The following is a 17,514-nucleotide window of genomic DNA, read 5'->3' as shown; positions in this document are numbered from 1 at the left end:
ACCATCTATTAACTTGTTTATAATCTCTTTTATTTAAATACCATAGCAGCTTTAACTGCCTTCTTCCATCCATTATACAATTTTTTTCGCTGTTCGTCACCCATTTGAGGCGAAAATGTTTTTTCTACTTTCCATTGAGTTGCAATTTCCGCTCGATCTTTCCAATAGCCAACGGCTAAACCTGCCAAATAAGCGGCACCTAGAGCAGTTGTTTCATTAACTACCGGCCGTTCTACCGGCACATTTAATAAATCTCCTTGAAATTGCATGAGAAAATTATTTTTGACCGCACCGCCATCGACACGGAGCGTCTTTAAATCGATGTTGGAATCAGCAATCATTGCATCGAGCACATCTTTTGACTGATATGCCAATGACTCAAGCGTTGCTCTGACAAAGTGTTCTTTCTCTGTACCACGAGTAATCCCAAAAACAGCTCCGCGAACATCTGAATCCCAATAAGGCGTTCCCAGCCCTACAAATGCAGGAACTACATATGCCCCATCTGTCGAAGAAACCCGATTGGCATATTTCTCAGAATCAGCTGCATCATGAAACATTCGCAGGCCATCGCGCAGCCATTGGATTGCTGAGCCGGCGACAAAAATACTTCCTTCAAGGGCATAGTCAACTTTCCCATCTATACCCCAAGCTAATGTTGTGAGCAGTCCATGGTCTGAAACAATTGCTTCCTGGCCAGTGTTCATCAGCATAAAGCAGCCTGTACCGTATGTGTTTTTAGCCATCCCTTTTTCAAAACATGCCTGCCCAAACAAGGCAGACTGCTGATCACCTGCAGCCCCAGCAATCGGAATATTTTCTCCAAAAAAGTGATATCCTGCTGTGTTCGCATACACTTCAGAAGAAGGACGCACTTCAGGAAGCATGTTTTTTGGAACACCTAAAATGTCTAATAGCTCTTCATCCCACTTTAATTCATGTATGTTATACATCAGTGTTCTAGAAGCATTCGAATAGTCTGTAACATGAACTTCTCCTCCGGACAGCTTCCATATCAACCACGTATCGATTGTGCCAAAAAGCAGGTCACCGCGCTCTGCTTTTTCACGGAGCCCATCCACATTATCTAATATCCATTTCACTTTGGTACCGGAAAAGTAAGCATCAATAAGAAGTCCCGTTTTCTCTTTAAATGTATTATTCAGCCCCTGACCTTTTAATTCTTCGCAAATATCTGCCGTTTGTCTCGACTGCCAGACAATCGCGTTATAAACGGGCTTCCCTGTATTTTTATCCCAAACCACTGTCGTTTCACGTTGATTGGTTATTCCGATGCCAGCAATTTGTTCCGGTTTAATATCAGCTTCAGCCAGGGCGGTCGCAACAACTGCTAAAATGCTCCCCCAAATTTCACTCGCATCATGCTCTACCCAGCCTGGTTTAGGAAAATGCTGCGTAAATTCCTTTTGTGCAACTTTCACAATCTCTCCACCCTGATTAAAAAGAATTGCCCGAGAGCTTGTCGTTCCTTGATCCAGAGCCATAATATACTTTTCCATCTTCAACCACCTCACCCGTTAATATCGTACTACACAGACTTTTCTGCATTGATGTGTTCTTTTTGGTTTATTACGTTAGCTTCATTATACTCGCGTGCGTTTTGCATTTGAGCATAAATGAAAAGAATAATTATAAAAACACTCATTGGCCAAAACATCGATCCTATTTCCCCTAAAAAGACGGCTTTATGAAACATTCCCCCGTATATACCTCCAATTAAAGGTCCAACGATCGGCACCCACGCATATTTCCAGTCCGATGTCCCTTTTCCCGGAATTGGAAGTAAAAAATGAGCAATTCTCGGCCCAAGGTCCCGAGCCGGATTAATAGCATATCCAGTCGTACCTCCAAGCGACATCCCGATAGCAACGATTAACAGCCCGACAATTAACGGATTCAATCCTTCTGTAAATTCATTTGCACCGATAAATGCTAGTCCAAGTACAAGAATAAACGTTCCTATTATTTCACTTACAAGATTCGCCGAATAACTTCTCACAGCAGGATCGGTAGAGAATACTGCTAATTTTGCTCCTTGATCTTCTGTTTTTCTCCACTGAGCTAAATAGTGGAAAAAAACAATGCATGCACCAATAAAAGCTCCTATCATTTGTGCGGTAATATAATAGGGCACATCAGACCATGGAAAATCACCGGAAGCTGCTAAGCCAAGTGTTACTGCCGGGTTAATATGCGCTCCGCTAAAATTACCTACAGCATATACTCCCATTGTAACGGCAAGACCCCAGCCTATTGTTATAACAACCCATCCTGCACCTTCTGCCTTGGACCCTTTTAAAACAACACCGGCAACAACTCCGCCTCCGAAAATGATTAGAATCATCGTTCCAATCAGCTCACCAATAAAGGGCGACATAGAAAGTTCCTCCTATTATTATACGTATTTGGTTAAAGCGATTAGATGGATAGATTGTTTGAGGCCTCAATAATTAGAAAAACCCGGCTTGCCGCGATTCCTTATGGCGGATGCCGTAGTTTTTCTTAAACTTTGATTCTTTAGCAAAGTTAAACTTTTCTAAAGAACAAAAAAATCCACACCAATCTTTTAGGCACAAATTGCTCCAGTAAGCAATCCCTAAAAATTTGGCGTGGATCTCCTAATCTCCATCACGGAATTATTAACCTATTGATAGGTTACTATATTATGTAAGCGTTGTCAAATTTTTATGAAAGATTTTTTGTTACGTTGACAGATGCCCATAAAGAGCATACATTTACGTTAACCGTTCTATCATCATACTAGTACGACAGGAGGAATAATATGTACGATTACGCCATTATCGGAGGAGGAATTGTTGGTCTTTCTGCAGGTTATGCACTTACACGGCGTCAACCGGGATGCTCTATTTTAGTTATCGAAAAAGAATCCAATTGGTCAGCACACCAAACCGGCCACAACAGCGGAGTCATTCATTCTGGTATTTATTATAAGCCTGGCAGCTATAAAGCTAGATTTGCTAGAGCCGGAAACAAATCTATCGTTTCTTTTTGTCAAAAACATAACATTGAACATGACATTTGCGGAAAAGTCATTGTAGCAGCAAACGATATGGAACGACCTTTATTGAACAACCTTTATCAACGCGGATTGGACAATGAATTGCGGGTTCAAAAGTTATCAAAAGAAGAGTTAAAGGAAAAAGAACCTTATGTGGCTGGAGTAGAAGCCATTCATGTACCAGCCGCAGGGATTGTTAATTTCAAGAAGGCAGCTGAAACGTTTGCTTCTCTTATTGAAGAAAGCGGCGGAGATTTGCGCCTTAACACAGAAGTTCAGAAAATTACTGAAAAAACCGAAAGTACGTTTATCGAGACGAACCGCGGCACTTTTGAGGCAAAAATACTCATTAACTGTGCAGGGTTACATAGTGATCGTATCGCAAAAATGGCGGGATACCATACAGACATGAAGATTATCCCGTTTCGCGGGGAATATTTTAAGCTGAAAAAAGAAAAACGACACCTCGTTAATAACCTGGTGTATCCCGTACCTAACCCTGATTTTCCTTTTTTAGGGGTTCATTTTACACGAATGATAAATGGTGAAGTAGAAGCAGGGCCTAATGCTGTCCTAGGTTTCAAACGCGAAGGGTACCGCAAAACAGATTTTCATGCTAAAGACTTCATGGAAGTCATGAAATACAGCGGTTTCTGGAAGCTGGCAAGAAAGTATGCAAAAGAAGGAACGAATGAAATGATCCGCTCCCTCAGCAAAAAAAAATTTGTTCAAAGTATGCAAAAACTCATTCCTGACATTACCGGAGAAGATGTAGAGCCAGGGCCCGCTGGAGTACGAGCACAAGCTTTGAAAGCAGATGGCAGTTTAGTAGATGATTTTCATGTTATCCAGGGTAAACGAAGCCTTCATGTCTGTAATGCTCCGTCTCCAGCTGCAACGGCTTCTATCCCAATTGGAGAAGAAATCGCAGCCCGCATTCTTGATTAATTTATTTGCCAAGACCTATCAGACAGGCTGTCTTTTCTTATCAAAACGTTTTATTTCTTAGGGCGAGGAGAAGCTTCCATCAATAATTCTACTAGATGAAAGGCCTGAACCTCGCCGCTTTTTCCTTCTCGCTCTACTCCTAGTTTCATTTGCAGTAAACAGCCAGGATTTGTCGTAACAATCACTTCTGGATTCGTTTTATTCACATCTTCCATTTTTTTATTTAAAATTTCCATGGAATCTTCGTAATTTACAATATTATAAACACCCGCCGAACCGCAGCAGAAATCAGGGTTATTCATTTCACGCAGCTTAACCCCCGGCACCTGTTCTATTAATTGACGAGGCGGCTTCGTTACGCGCTGCACGTTTGTCATGTGACAAGAAGGTTGATAGGTTACTAATTTTTCTACAGGTGCAGAAAACTCCAATGCATCAAGTTCCACCAACACTTCAGATATGTCTTTTACTTTTTCGGTAAAAGCTTTTGCACGTCGATGCCACTTTGTGCCTTCTTCAAATAAGTGATCGTATTCTATCAAACGAGCACCGCATCCCCCGGCGTTGTTCACAATATAATCAATATTCTCATCTTCAAAAGCTTTAATATTTTCCATCGCAAGTTCTTTCGATAATCCAACCTTGCCCGAATGAGCATGTAGAGCACCACAGCATGTCTGATGTTCTGGCAATATAACTTCCGCACCTGAAAGCTTCATTAATTCTATTGTTTGTTGATTAATTTCAAAAAAGACGCTGTCCATCACGCAACCGGTAAAAAAGGCGATTTTCGCAGCAGGGGTTCCTTCTGGTTCCACACGCTGCAACCGTTTTTTTCTTTTAGACGGGGAAGGCTGCGAAGGGATAACTTTTTCAAATTCCCCTAAGTGTAATGGAGCCATCGCAGTCAAACACAGAGAACGAGCGACTTTTTGCAAGCCTGTTGCCTGGTAAAGCCAGGTGGCATTTCCTAACCTATTCATCCATTTAGAGGAAGGGAAGAATGATCGGAACAAAAATTCTTCTGTTTTCTCGCTTCTCTTTGACTTTTCTTTATTGTCCTCTAGAGTTTCTTTTGCCCCTTCTAAAATAGCTCCGTACTGCACGTTTGTTGGACAAACAGTTGTGCATGCCATACATCCCAAACACTTTTCAATGGGTTCTTCTAAATCCTCTAGAGAAGTTTTACCTTCAGCAGCCATTTTAACCAGATTAATTCTCCCTCTCGGTGAATGGGTTTCTTTTTCCATTGTTTCATAGGTTGGACAAGCAGGCAGACAGTAGCCGCATTGAACACAATCAAATGTTTTATCGTATTGCAATTTTTCTTGAAGTGTTTTTAAATCATTCATTTCGCAGCACCAACTTCTGGTCACGTTCCGGAAACATTTTGCCTGGATTCATGATGCCATTTGGATCCCAGCTGTCTTTAATTCTTTTCATCATATCAAGTCCTGCTGATCCTAGTTCTTGTTCCATAAAAGGCGCTTTCATTGTACCGATACCATGCTCACCAGACAACGTTCCGCCCAGTTCTACCGCTGCCTCAAAAATCTCTCCAACAGCTTGTTCAACTCTTATCATCTCCTCTTCATTACGTTTATCACACATGATATTAGGATGTAAATTCCCGTCCCCGGCATGGCCGAATACTACGAGTTCAATATTATATTTTTCTTTTATAACCTTTAGTCTTTCCATCATTTCTGCAATTTTGCTGCGCGGGACAGTGGCATCTTCCGAAACTTTTGTCGGTTTTATTTTCGCTATAGCTGGTGACACCTGTTTTCTAGCCTGCCAGATCTTTGCTGCTTCTTCTTCATTTTTTGGCACCACAATATCTTTTGCACCAAGTTCCTTCATTATTTTCTCCACCTGAATTACTTCAGCTTTTATCGCTTCTGCGCGGCCATCAAGTTCTATCATTAATAAAGCTGCAGCATCAACAGGAAGGCCAGATGGCTTGTAATTTTCCACCGCTTGTACCGAGGCTTGATCCATAAATTCCATTTTAGAAGGAAGAATGCCAGAGGTCAGTGTTTTTGAAATGGCTTTGCCAGAAAGCTCTACCTCATCAAAGACTGCCATTAACGTTTGAACTGCAGGTGGCTTTGGCACGAGCTTTAATGTAGCTTTGGTAATAACCCCCAGCGTCCCTTCTGACCCAATCACGAGTTTGGTCAGGTCAAAGCCTGTTACGTTTTTAATGGTCCTGCCGCCTGTTTTTATGATTTCCCCTTCTGGTGTCACTAGCTCTAAACCAATAACATAATCTTTGGTAACTCCATATTTCAGGCCGCGCGGACCGCCTGAATTTTCAGCAAGATTGCCTCCAATCGTTGAGACATGGGCACTGCTTGGATCAGGCGGGTACGTAAGCCCATACTTTTCCACTTCTTGATTAATAGATGCCGTCAATACTCCTGGAGACACTACTGCAATCAAGTCATCCGGTGTAACATCAATACTTGCCGGCCACTGAGAAGTATCCAGTACAATTCCGCCTTTAACTGGAAGAGGTCCGCCGCTTAAACAGGTACCCTGTCCCCTGGGAGTTACCGGTACTTTATACCGGTTTGCTGTTTTCATGACGTGGACAACCTCTTCTTTTGTTTTGACTTGCACTACAGCGTCGGGAAGATATTCTCCAAATGAGCCATCAAAACTATAGCTGTATCGATCGGCTGGTTCTGTCAGCACTTGATTGGCAGAAAAAAAGCTATTCAATTCATTTATCCATTCCTTCATGTAAATCCCCTTTTAATAAGCAATTTTTTATGTTTTTATCATACCAGATCGTTTATTTTCAGTATTATTTTCTACATTTATTTACATACACTCTTATTTTCCTGATTTATGCCGCTCTTTCTTCTCTTTATGCGCCACTTTGTTACTTTTATGATCCTAACCCTCTCCTTTTTAAGCTGGCTCTCCAATTTCCTGTCCATCCCAACGTATAATAAAGAAATTGTATTTTCCAAGATTTAACTTCTCCATAAAGACCTCCCCTTTCTTATTTTGTACGAATCGGTTACAATAGTACATTGTAAGAAAGAGTCGTATGCGCCTATACGGTTGATATCTTGCAAATATTAAACAATAGGTGATAAAAATGGAAAAAAATTATCGTGTATTACTTTATTACAAGTACGTCCCTATAGAGGACCCTGAAACATTGACTGCAGAGCATTTAGAGTATTGTAAAAACCTCGGGTTAAGAGGCCGGATTTTGATTGCTTCTGAAGGTATTAACGGAACCGTCTCAGGTACGGTGGCGCAGACCAACAAATATATGGAAGATCTGAAAAAAGATCCCCGTTTTGCTGATATAGAATTTAAAATAGATGATGCAGAAGAGCATGCCTTCAAAAAAATGCACGTCCGTCATCGTGACGAAATTGTTTCGTTACGGCTTAATGAAGACATTAATCCTAACGAGCAAACCGGAGAGTATTTGGAGCCAAAAGAATTTTATGAAGCAATGCAGCAAGATGAGACTATTATCTTGGATGCCCGTAATGATTATGAATATGATCTTGGCCATTTTCGCGGTGCGATACGCCCTGACATTAACAGCTTCCGCGAACTGCCTGATTGGGTAAAAGAAAACAAAGATAAATTAGAAGGAAAACAAATTTTAACGTACTGCACAGGCGGCATTCGTTGTGAAAAGTTTTCAGGCTGGTTAAAAGAAGAAGGGTTTGAAAATGTTCGTCAACTGCACGGCGGCATTGTCACTTATGGAAAAGATGAAGAAGTAAAAGGGGAACTCTGGGACGGAAAATGCTACGTGTTCGATGAACGTATCAGTGTTCCTATAAACCAAGTCGATCATGTCGTAGTCGGCCGCGATCATTTTGACGGAGAACCGTGTGAACGTTACGTCAATTGCTCAAACCCTGATTGTAACAAGCAAATTATTTGTTCAGAGGAAAATGAGCATAAATACTTGCGCGGCTGCACCCATGAATGCCGAGTTCATCCAAGAAACCGCTATGTAGAAGAACATGAACTTTCCCAAGAAGAAGTCAAAGAACGTTTGAAGCAGCTTGGGAAGCATTCCCTCAACAAGCATAAGAAAAGTGCCAAATTAAATTTCTAATCCATCCAAAAATGGAACTGGCTTATATCCCAGTTCCATTTTTTTATGCTTTGTATAAGTAAAACTTAATAAGTAACAACTAACATCTCTATGGTGTCTTGTCAGTTTGTTGTAATTGGTCTACTGTTTTCAACTGCTTGGCATGAAGATAAGGATCATTTTCTGCTTACACATTTTATCAAAACTAGTATTTGAATTACTGTTTATCCACTGTTCCTTCGTTAAATACATTAGTGGTGCCTCGAACAATCAACTCGGGATTATACAAGAACCGCTCTTTTAATGATTTACCTGCCTTAATTTCTTTTATGAGTACATCTACTATTTTTTCACCCATCGTTTTAATAGGTTGAGCAATCGTTGTTAAGCCCGGAACAGTAGTTGTCGCTAAAATCGTATCATCAAATCCAACAATGGATACATCATTTGGAATTTGAAGCCCTTTTTCTTTTGCAGCTTGAATAGCACCTATTGCCAGTTGATCGTTACAAGCAAAGATGGCTGTAGGCAGTTCAACATCCTGTCTGCTAAATAATTTATCGAAATATTTCTTGCCATTTAATATGGACGCCGTTGTACGATAAATATATTCCTCTTTACTTACAGCTCCATACACTTCATGTGCAGCTCTATAGCCATTAATACGCAAGTTGCTGCTATATGCATATTCGGCAATAATTGCAATGTTCTGGTGTCCATTGAAAAGAAGATGCGAAGTTGCCTCATATCCACCTTTAAAATCATCAACAGTAACTTTTGATACATCAAGAGAGGGTTCATCCTGTGTCAGCATAACCAGCGGAATGTTATTATCAATCAGTTCTTGCAGCAAACTTTTATCATGAAAACTTGCACCTACGATAAATCCATCTACTTGCTTTCGCTGCAATAATTCTACGTATTTTTTTTCTTTCTCTGGGTTATCGTCTGTGCTGCACATTATCACACTCATGCCTTGGTCATGGGCACGATCTTCAATCGTACGAGCCATTTCAGAAAAAAGAGGGTTGGATATATCAGGAACTAGTAATCCAATTGTTTCCGTTTTCTTACCCATTAATGCTGACGCCATTACACTAGGTTGATAGTTTAGCTGCTGCATTATTTCTAGTACCCTCTGCCGTGTAGATTCCCGCATACTGCCAGTATTGTTTATTACTTTAGAGACAGTGGCAATAGACACTCCGGCTTTTTTTGCTATATCATATATGGTAACTTTCATACTTTTTGCCTCACTTTTGCTATTTTCCATGTGAAACGCCTCTCTTGCTATTCACTTTCGTTCACCAGAACTTAATATATAATAGAACCTATTTTAATTATTTACCAATTGTTCCGCTTGTATATTAATAAGCTGTCTTGTTTCAAACGATTTTTTACAAGCATAGCCTAATCTTGTTGATTCTACTCCATCTTGGACCGTCACATCAGGTTTTCTTCCTTCTAAAATACATTGTGCAAATTCTTCCACTTCACTTGAAAACGCTTGTTCGAATCTTTCCCGGAAGCCATCGTAACATTCTTTTACAGCTCCATTTTCTTGAATCAACACAATTTGGTTTCGTTCAGGCAGCGTGCCAATTCGTATACTTCCTTTTGTGCCGATAATTTCTGTTTCTATATGATATCCGTGAGTGCTATTTCTTCCAGCTACAAAAATACCGATCGCATTATTTTCAAATCGTACCATTGCAGCACCAGTTTCTGCATCTTGAATGTCTTCAAATTCTGGACGTGAATAGGCATCGCCAATAGCCCATACCTCTTGTGGTTCCGTTATGCTTTCTCTATGTATCTCCTCCCTTTTCATAGGGAAAGCGCTTACCCACAGTATAGTTTCTTACTATATATAAATCAAGTAAAGATTAACAACTTTTTTATGTTCAATCGAAAGCAAAAGCTGTCCAAACGTTGATTTTAAACGAATAAGGACAGCTTTCCCTTTTTTTACACTGATAAGTATAAAATTTTAGCATGGATGAATCATCGCCATCGTTAAAATTTTGAGAAATCAGTATAAGTGCAACTAGGCAATTGCCTTTACCTAAAGGCTTAGCGCTAGCCAAGTTTTCTTTAATTTCTTTATTTAACCCACTACTTGTTTTTCTGACTTTTCAAAAGATTTTTTAGCTGCTGCCGCAACCTCCATGTTTTGTTTTCCATCTATTTCCGTAATAAGTGGTTTCTGGTCGTTTTTCATGCAATCTATAAAATGTATCATTTCTAACCTAAAAGCATCTTCAAATTTATCTTGAAAGTCAGGGACATTTTGATGGTAAGAACCTGTTTGATTTAGTGTTTTCACTTGTTTTTCTTTTAATGAGCCTATTTGAATTGTCCCTTCCGTGCCTATCACTTCTCCTCTGATGTCATACCCATAAGAAGAATTACGACTGCCTTCAACCGAAGCGACTGATCCATTATCGAATTCTAAATAACTTATAGACTGGTCAACATCATTATATTTATCCATAAATGGATGGAGAAGTGTTTTACCAAAAGAAGAGACAGCTTTCGCTTTTGCTCCTAATAAATATTGAGCAATGTCATATTCATGTATACATAGGTCAAGAAAAATACCACCGCTATTTTTTATAAACTCTTCCGGAGGAGAGCCAGGATCACGGCTAATTCCTATATATTTCAGCGGTCTGCCTATCGCCCCGGATTCAATAACTTTCTTCGCTTCTGCATAATCCGGATCAAATCGTCTCATAAATCCAACCATACACTTTACATTATTTTGTTTGATTATTTCATTTACTGTCTTCGCTTCTTCTACTGTTTCCGTTAAAGGTTTATCTACGAATATATGTTTCTTGTGAAGTGCAGCGTCTTTCAATAACTGTGTATGTGTATTCGTAGGTGTTGCTATTATGACTGCATCAATAGACGCGTCCTCAAACACTTCTTTTACATCTGTTGTCCACTTTTCTACTCCTAACTCTGCAGCTGCTCTTCTTGCACTTTCTTCTCTAGAAGTGACGATATAAACTAGTTCTGCATCTTCAACGTTATAAACTAAGTTTTTTGCATGCACGTACCCCAGTCTCCCTACGCCAATTAATGCACATCGAATGGTTCTTCGAGTTTTCAATCACATACTCTCCTTTCATCTCAGAAAATAACGGGTAGATTGTATATTCCTTGTAAATTGCCATCAAATGCTATGAATAAATAGCTTGCAGCTTAACTGGTTTATTTGTATGAAAAGATTTTGTTGCTGCTGCAGCTGCTTCAAGCGCAATCCTTCCATCTATTTCATTACATAAAGGCGCTTTGCTTTTACGCAGGGAATCTATAAAATGTTCTACTTCTAAATAATAAGCATCCTTAAATTTCGCAGGAAAATCTGATATTAACTCATGCCTGCTCCCTGATTTATTTAATATATTAATGTTGCGGCGTCTCATCGACCCAATTTGTATCGCCCCTTCGCTTCCTATCACTTCACCTCTAACATCATATACATTATGGGCAATCCAGCTCGCTTCAATATCTCCGGCAGCACCTTGATCAAAAGTCAAATAAGAATTGGCCGAATCGGCATCATTTAAATCTTTCATAAAAGAATGTAACAAGACGCTTCCAGTTGAATGAATTTCGCTGATTTCTTGATCTAATAAATATCTAGCAATGTCATATTCATGAATAGCTAAATCAAGGAAAATACCACCGCTGTTTTTTAGAAACTCTACTGGCGGGATATTTCCATCCCGACTAACTCCTTTAAAATATAAGGGCTGTCCAATATCACCATTTTGTATCCTTCTTTTTGCTTCCGCATAATCTGGATCAAACCTGCGCATAAATCCTACTTGACAGAAAACCTGATTCTTTCTTATAACGTCAATGACTTGATCAGCTTCACTTACATATTGTGTTAATGGCTTTTCTACAAAAATATGTTTTTTAGCATCAGCCATTTTAGTGAGAAGTTCAGCATGTGTACTAGTAGGAGTGACGATGACGACCGCTTCGATATTGTCATCTTTAATGATGTCTTCTACGTCTTGAGACCACTTCTCTGCTCCGAGTTCTCGCGCCGCCTGCTCCGCTCTGCCTTCTAGAGGATCAACAACACATGTAAGATTTGCTCCCTTTATTTTTGCTAAGTTACATGCATGCCAATATCCAAGTCTCCCTAATCCCAAGATGGCACAATTAATAGATTCTTTCATGTCACTCACCACGCCCCTTTGTTGGAATTTGACAGGATAGCACTTTTAAGAGTGTCTAGATCCTTTTTAATCAATGTTAATTCATCATCATGTTCTAATCTTAAAGGAAGTAAATCATAATAATTTTCTATATTAATCCAACCCGTATATCGCTTTTTATCAGTTCTTTCATGGAGGAATGAAATGACGAATTTCCTTCTCCTAAAAGGCAGCTGCTAATGTTATCTTTGCACTTTAGGAAAGTTTAATTTTGTTAAAGGATCAAAGTTATAAGAAAAACTAGGGCATCCGCCATTTAGGACTTGGCGTAAGCCAAGTTTTTCTAACCGTCTTTCGCATGTACTTCACAAAAGTAAGGGTGTAATTCCTGTATCATACCCTTTAAATAAATAATAGTTCTGTGTATCGAAATATAACTTTAAGTTCGATCTGTTTACGTCTTGAAATAACCTTTTTGTTTCATCAATAGATAGAACATTCTCAGAACATTCTCTGTCCCAATGATAACGTTATAGTTTTCTGCCAAATCACAGGCCTCTCTAAGACAAGCCGCCACATTTTGAAAATCTGTTTCGTTTTTTACCTCGCCATCCATAAAGCTTTCTAGCATAACGACCGGAATATGCATGTCTCGTGCTGTTTCAATAGCTTTCTTGATCCCTTGTTTTGAAATTTGCTTTTCCTGAGATCGGCCGGGCCGGGTCATTCCGTAGTGATCCAACTCTCTAACTGCAATGGAAAGAAAATTCAATGTTGTATGCTTTCCCTATTTCCAGATATGCATCTTGTACATATTTTTTCTATAAAGGAAATCCCCTTTCATACGTTCCTAATTCTAATTGAATCCCTTCAAATCCTAAATCAAAAGCCAATTCACATACATACGGCCCCTCAATAGGCAAAGACCAGAGGCATATCCCTGTTTTAATTGTTCCATTCAAAAGTGGACCTCCTCCGATGGAGGAAAATTCTGGATAAAGAAAGGCTGTGCTAGATTGACATACTTTGGGCATAATATAAATTTCGAGTTATTAGGTAAGCGCTTTCTCTTTTGCCGCTAATTATCTTTGTTACCTTTACAAACAAACCCCTGCTAGTTTTTCAAGAAAAGCTTTTGAACGTTTTGCATATTCATACGGATTATAAACTTCTGGATCTTGTTCACCTTCTATTAAAGCCCAGCCAGAATAATCGTTTTCAATTAAATAGTTAATAATTGGTGCAAAGTCTAGGCAACCCTCACCCGGCACTGTGAAGATTCCTTCTCTAATACATTGTCTGATACTGTATTTTTCCTGTCTTGCCCTACCTAAAATGTCTTGTCTGACATCTTTTAAATGAATATATTTGATACGATCAAAATGTTTTTTCAATAATTGTAATGGATCATTCCCTCCATAATAGCCGTGGCCTGTATCATAAAGAAGAGAGACAGCTTCTTTATCCGTCATTTCCATTAAACGATCTATTTCCTCTGGCTGCTCAACGACTGTACCTGCATGATGGTGATACACCAAATGCATGCCATGTTCCCGGCAAATTTCTCCTGCTTTATTTAACCCTTCGACCAGGTATTTCCACCCGTCATCATCTAACCTTTTTACAAACGTTTCATCCTGACCGCGGCGTGGATCTTGATTAAGTATAGACCCGCCAATTTCTGCCGTACTAACTACTTTACAATTGAACCTTTTCAAAAATTCAACATGTTCCCGGTACGATTTCCATTCTCTTTCATGTTGATCCGGGTCAGAAAAGAGAACGGATTTCCATTGCGTGGTCAATTGTAATCTGTAACGGTCCAGAGCTTTTCTTAAATCTTTTTCGTTAGTGGGAAATTTCCGACCCACTTCGGTTCCTTTAAATCCTAATTGTGCGATCTCCTCCATTACCTGTTCATATGTGTAATGATCTCCGTGTTCCCGTACATCTTCCCCGACCCAATTAATAGGGTGAATACCTATGTTAAAAGGCAATTTTGCCATGGACATTATATCCCTCCCCTAATGAATAAACTGCTATCTTAGGCAACTATGAATATTTCGTGTAATGAAGTATTTTAAGCTGTAAATTTAAACAGTTCAAATAAAGAACCATTATTTCTCAATTTGAACTTTAATGAAAGTTTATAATAGCTGCTTTATGCAGTCAACAATTTTTAGAAAATTGATTCAGTTTTACTTGGCAACAACTAACATAAAAACGTGTTGAAACGTAAGAGAGTATATAAAGAGGTTTGTTCGTACTATTGTATAAATATAAGAGGATGCCTCAAAAGTCCGTTTGTTGAGATATCCTCTTACGATGCAAACATGCGCGAAAACCAATGAACTTTAATTTCTTTTTATTTATTATTACCTGTCCACCCCATTCGCCGGGAAACTTCATTCGCTGCACCTATGACATGTTCGGAAATATCTTTTTCACTTTCTTTTGATATTCTATGAACAGTGCTGCTGACACTAACTGCTGCCACGATGTTTCCATTGTGATCAAAAACAGGTGCTCCTAAAGCAGCTACTCCAAGTGTAACGTCCTCTCGGCTAATAGAATATCCTGTTTCTCTTATATCTTCGACCATATTCCAATACATATTCGGATCTGTAGGCGTTTTAGATGTGATTGGTTCAATTGATTTTTCTGACAATATACTTTCTATCTTTTTATCTTCGAGATTAGCTAATATCGCTCGAGGAGCAGCTCCTTGATAAAGCGGCCAGGAATCTCCAACTCGCATTGCTAACACTTGAACATGTTCACCTTCTATGCGTTCAATACATACTGCCCTGTCTTTATTTAACAAGCATAAAAAGCTGGTCTCTTCTATTTTTTGTGTTAAATCCGTTATCACAGGAAGTGCAAGCTGCCGCAAATTGATTCTTCTTTGTACTGCGCCCCCAAGCTCAAGCATACGAACACCTAGGCGGTAAGTGCCTTGACGCTCACCGTATTCAACCATGTTATCTCCCATTAATGTGTGTAAAATTCGATAACAACTAGTTTTATTTACACCTGTACGCCGGGCCACTTCTGTTAAACCAATACCATCTTTCGTATCTTCAAGTGCCTCAATCACTAATATCGCTTTTTCCAGTACTCCTACCGTTTTGCTTTGCTTACTTTCTGTAGTCGTCTCTTCAATGCTAGAATCCATTCATGGCATCCTCCTGAACCTATTTTTATTTTTGCAGTTCAAAATGATTTATTTTTGCATTTGCCACAAGTTTATCATAACTACAATATCGGCCACACGCAGTGGCCGATTATGCCACTATTGTCCATTACCTGCTCATTGTTTTTCCAAATAATCATCCGCCAATGACAAAATTTTCCTGTAAGAACATAACCTGCTTCTCACTTATTCTTTATTAGAACCGATTACAAATTCGCGTATTCTTTTAGCAACACCCTCTGCATCAAGGTCATAATGATTATATAAAGCAGCTGGCGGACCAATTAGTACATATTCATCGTAAATTCCATGACGCGAAAATTCACAATTTAAATTGTTGTCAGCTATCACTTCAGCTGCACAACTACCTATTCCTCCGATAACAGAATGTTCTTCTACGGTCATAATTTTTCCTGTTTTTGCAACGGCCTGTTTAACAGCTTCATCATCAAACGGTTTTATCGTATGCATATCAATAACATTTACACTAATACCTTCTTCTTCTAATTGAGCAGCTGCGTCAACGACCGACCTCAATGTCAAACCATTTGTAATGACGCTGACATCTTTTCCGTCACGAAGTTCATTGGCTTTCCCAAGTTCGAAAGCCTCCGATACGTTTTCATACACCTGTTTATCTCTTCCGCGTCCCATCCGGAAATATATCGGGCCTGGATGATCAACCGTAGACCTAATCGCCGCCTCCACTTGCGCAGGGTCTGTTGGACAAATGATCGTCATTTCTGCCATCGAACGAAGAATAGAAAGGTCTTCTAATGCATGATGAGAAGTACCATAGAAGCCCATTGTCATACCGGAGTGATGACCGATTAAACGTACAGGCAGGTTTGGGTAAGCAACAGATGTGCGGATTTGTTCACAACTAAGCAGTGACAGGAACGAAGCGAAGGTTCCGATATAAGGAATTTTCCCTGTCGTAGCTATACCTGCAGCTGCTGAGACCATATGCTGCTCGGAGATACCAAAATTGATAAACGACTCTGGATGAGCTTTTGCAAAATCGGCTAATCGATTGGAATACATGACGTCTGCAGTAAAGACTACTATGTCATCCCGTTCATTACGTATATCGGCCAATACTTTTCCGCTTACTGCCGAGCTCCCTTCACCGTTTGCAATGCTAATATTCCATGAACCTTCTTCCAAACTATTATCAAATTTTTCATGTACGGGATTGTAGACCACGATGGATTTCCTCCTCTACTTTTTTTCGATCTTTTTCCGCCAGGTAACCTAAGTGCCAATCGTTATTTAACTCCATTCCTTCAACGCCTTTACCTTTCAGCGTATCAGCAATGATAACGAGAGGTTTTTCTCTTTTCGTGGATGATATTTCATCAAACAACTCCACTAATTCGGTCAAATTATGCCCATCAACATGACGAGTTTCCCAGCCAAATGCTTCAAATTTTTGGTCAATCGGATTTACTGGCATGATGTCTTCTGTGAAACCGTCTAGTGACATTTGATTCCGGTCTACAATGGCAACCAGATTATTTAATTTCAAGTTGGCTGCTGATAAAATAGCTTCCCAGATTTGTCCTTCATTTAATTCACCATCACCGAGCATACAATATACTTTATAATCTTTATTGCTCATATTGCCTCCAATAGCCATACCAGTCGATACCGAGAGCCCCTGGCCTAAAGAACCTGAACTAAAATCAATCCCAGGGATTTTTCTCATATCCGGATGATCGCCGAATGCGCTTCCAACTCTCGTGTAGCTGTCTAGCCATTCTTTGGGAAAGAAGCCATGATCAGCCAGTACAGGATACAAACCTACGGCTGCATGGCCTTTACTTAGTACAAATCTATCGCGATCTTCCCAATCAGGGTTGTTCGGATCCACGGACATTACATGATAATACAATACCGAAAACAGTTCTGCGCATGAAAAAACGCTGGTATAATGCCCGCTCTTTGCTATATCAATAAGACGGACTGTCTCCAGGCGAATAAATTTTGCTTTTTCTTCTAATTCTCGCACTAACTTTTCATTACTCACTATTTCAGACAAAATATTTCCCTCCTCTTAGTTGGTTCACAT

The 17,514-nt window shown here is 39.6% G+C and carries 16 protein-coding genes; 2 read left to right on the top strand and 14 right to left on the bottom strand.

Annotated features, from left to right (window positions below; genetic code table 11):
• Positions 1 to 29: 29 nt before the first annotated feature.
• Positions 30 to 1,520 (bottom strand): glycerol kinase GlpK, encoded by a 1,491-nt coding sequence (glpK, locus tag CEF16_RS17710; protein WP_091584262.1) that lies wholly within the window; start codon positions 1,518 to 1,520, stop codon positions 30 to 32.
• Between the two features lie 29 nt (positions 1,521 to 1,549).
• Entirely contained in the window at positions 1,550 to 2,398 is an 849-nt protein-coding gene (locus CEF16_RS17705) for an MIP/aquaporin family protein (RefSeq protein ID WP_091584259.1), read from the bottom strand.
• Positions 2,399 to 2,803: 405 nt separating this feature from the next.
• Here CEF16_RS17705 and lhgO point away from each other — a divergent pair, with 405 nt between their 5' ends.
• Positions 2,804 to 3,988 (top strand): L-2-hydroxyglutarate oxidase, encoded by a 1,185-nt coding sequence (gene lhgO, locus CEF16_RS17700; RefSeq protein WP_091584254.1) that lies wholly within the window; start codon positions 2,804 to 2,806, stop codon positions 3,986 to 3,988.
• 50 nt (positions 3,989 to 4,038) lie between these two features.
• On the opposite strand, the gene CEF16_RS17695 is transcribed toward lhgO, so the two are convergent.
• Together CEF16_RS17695 and CEF16_RS17690 are read right to left on the bottom strand one after the other, a co-directional pair.
• Complete coding sequence (locus CEF16_RS17695) at positions 4,039 to 5,340, bottom strand: (Fe-S)-binding protein (RefSeq protein ID WP_091584251.1); 1,302 nt, start codon at positions 5,338 to 5,340, stop codon at positions 4,039 to 4,041.
• Positions 5,333 to 6,736, bottom strand: a complete 1,404-nt coding sequence (locus CEF16_RS17690; RefSeq protein ID WP_091584246.1) for an FAD-binding oxidoreductase — start codon at positions 6,734 to 6,736, stop codon at positions 5,333 to 5,335. The genes CEF16_RS17695 and CEF16_RS17690 overlap by 8 nt, the downstream gene beginning before the upstream one ends.
• A 364-nt stretch (positions 6,737 to 7,100) precedes the next feature.
• Between CEF16_RS17690 and trhO the strand changes: the two genes are divergently transcribed.
• Positions 7,101 to 8,090, top strand: a complete 990-nt coding sequence (trhO, locus tag CEF16_RS17685) for an oxygen-dependent tRNA uridine(34) hydroxylase TrhO (RefSeq protein ID WP_091584241.1) — start codon at positions 7,101 to 7,103, stop codon at positions 8,088 to 8,090.
• Between the two features lie 196 nt (positions 8,091 to 8,286).
• On the opposite strand, the gene CEF16_RS17680 is transcribed toward trhO, so the two are convergent.
• The 10 genes from CEF16_RS17680 to CEF16_RS17640 all read right to left on the bottom strand — a co-directional run bounded on the left by CEF16_RS17680 (position 8,287) and on the right by CEF16_RS17640 (position 17,484).
• Positions 8,287 to 9,342 (bottom strand): LacI family DNA-binding transcriptional regulator, encoded by a 1,056-nt coding sequence (locus CEF16_RS17680; protein ID WP_425427998.1) that lies wholly within the window; start codon positions 9,340 to 9,342, stop codon positions 8,287 to 8,289.
• 63 nt (positions 9,343 to 9,405) lie between these two features.
• Entirely contained in the window at positions 9,406 to 9,900 is a 495-nt protein-coding gene (locus CEF16_RS17675) for a Gfo/Idh/MocA family oxidoreductase (protein ID WP_175488350.1), read from the bottom strand.
• A gap of 276 nt (positions 9,901 to 10,176) precedes the next feature.
• Complete coding sequence (locus CEF16_RS17670; protein WP_091584236.1) at positions 10,177 to 11,187, bottom strand: Gfo/Idh/MocA family oxidoreductase; 1,011 nt, start codon at positions 11,185 to 11,187, stop codon at positions 10,177 to 10,179.
• A 70-nt stretch (positions 11,188 to 11,257) separates the two neighbouring features.
• Positions 11,258 to 12,271, bottom strand: a complete 1,014-nt coding sequence (locus CEF16_RS17665) for a Gfo/Idh/MocA family oxidoreductase (protein ID WP_091584231.1) — start codon at positions 12,269 to 12,271, stop codon at positions 11,258 to 11,260.
• 433 nt (positions 12,272 to 12,704) lie between these two features.
• Positions 12,705 to 13,022, bottom strand: coding sequence for a TIM barrel protein (locus tag CEF16_RS17660; RefSeq protein ID WP_091584226.1), 318 nt, complete (start codon positions 13,020 to 13,022; stop codon positions 12,705 to 12,707).
• A 49-nt stretch (positions 13,023 to 13,071) separates the two neighbouring features.
• On the bottom strand, positions 13,072 to 13,212 hold the full coding sequence (locus CEF16_RS23880; RefSeq protein WP_170032064.1) for a hypothetical protein: 141 nt from the start codon (positions 13,210 to 13,212) through the stop codon (positions 13,072 to 13,074).
• Positions 13,213 to 13,347: 135 nt separating this feature from the next.
• Positions 13,348 to 14,256: a myo-inosose-2 dehydratase gene (gene iolE, locus CEF16_RS17655; protein WP_091584804.1), complete on the bottom strand. Its 909-nt coding sequence runs from the start codon at positions 14,254 to 14,256 to the stop codon at positions 13,348 to 13,350.
• A gap of 359 nt (positions 14,257 to 14,615) precedes the next feature.
• On the bottom strand, positions 14,616 to 15,425 hold the full coding sequence (locus tag CEF16_RS17650) for an IclR family transcriptional regulator (RefSeq protein WP_091584221.1): 810 nt from the start codon (positions 15,423 to 15,425) through the stop codon (positions 14,616 to 14,618).
• A gap of 204 nt (positions 15,426 to 15,629) precedes the next feature.
• Positions 15,630 to 16,649: a transketolase family protein gene (locus CEF16_RS17645; protein WP_091584217.1), complete on the bottom strand. Its 1,020-nt coding sequence runs from the start codon at positions 16,647 to 16,649 to the stop codon at positions 15,630 to 15,632.
• Positions 16,627 to 17,484, bottom strand: a complete 858-nt coding sequence (locus CEF16_RS17640) for a transketolase (protein WP_245917913.1) — start codon at positions 17,482 to 17,484, stop codon at positions 16,627 to 16,629. The genes CEF16_RS17645 and CEF16_RS17640 overlap by 23 nt, the downstream gene beginning before the upstream one ends.
• Positions 17,485 to 17,514 lie beyond the last annotated feature (30 nt).

Source organism: Alteribacillus bidgolensis (genome assembly GCF_002886255.1).
Lineage (GTDB): Bacteria > Bacillota > Bacilli > Bacillales > Marinococcaceae > Alteribacillus > Alteribacillus bidgolensis.
Note: the sequence above shows the minus strand (reverse complement) of the source record. Positions and strands in the feature narration are given on the sequence as shown.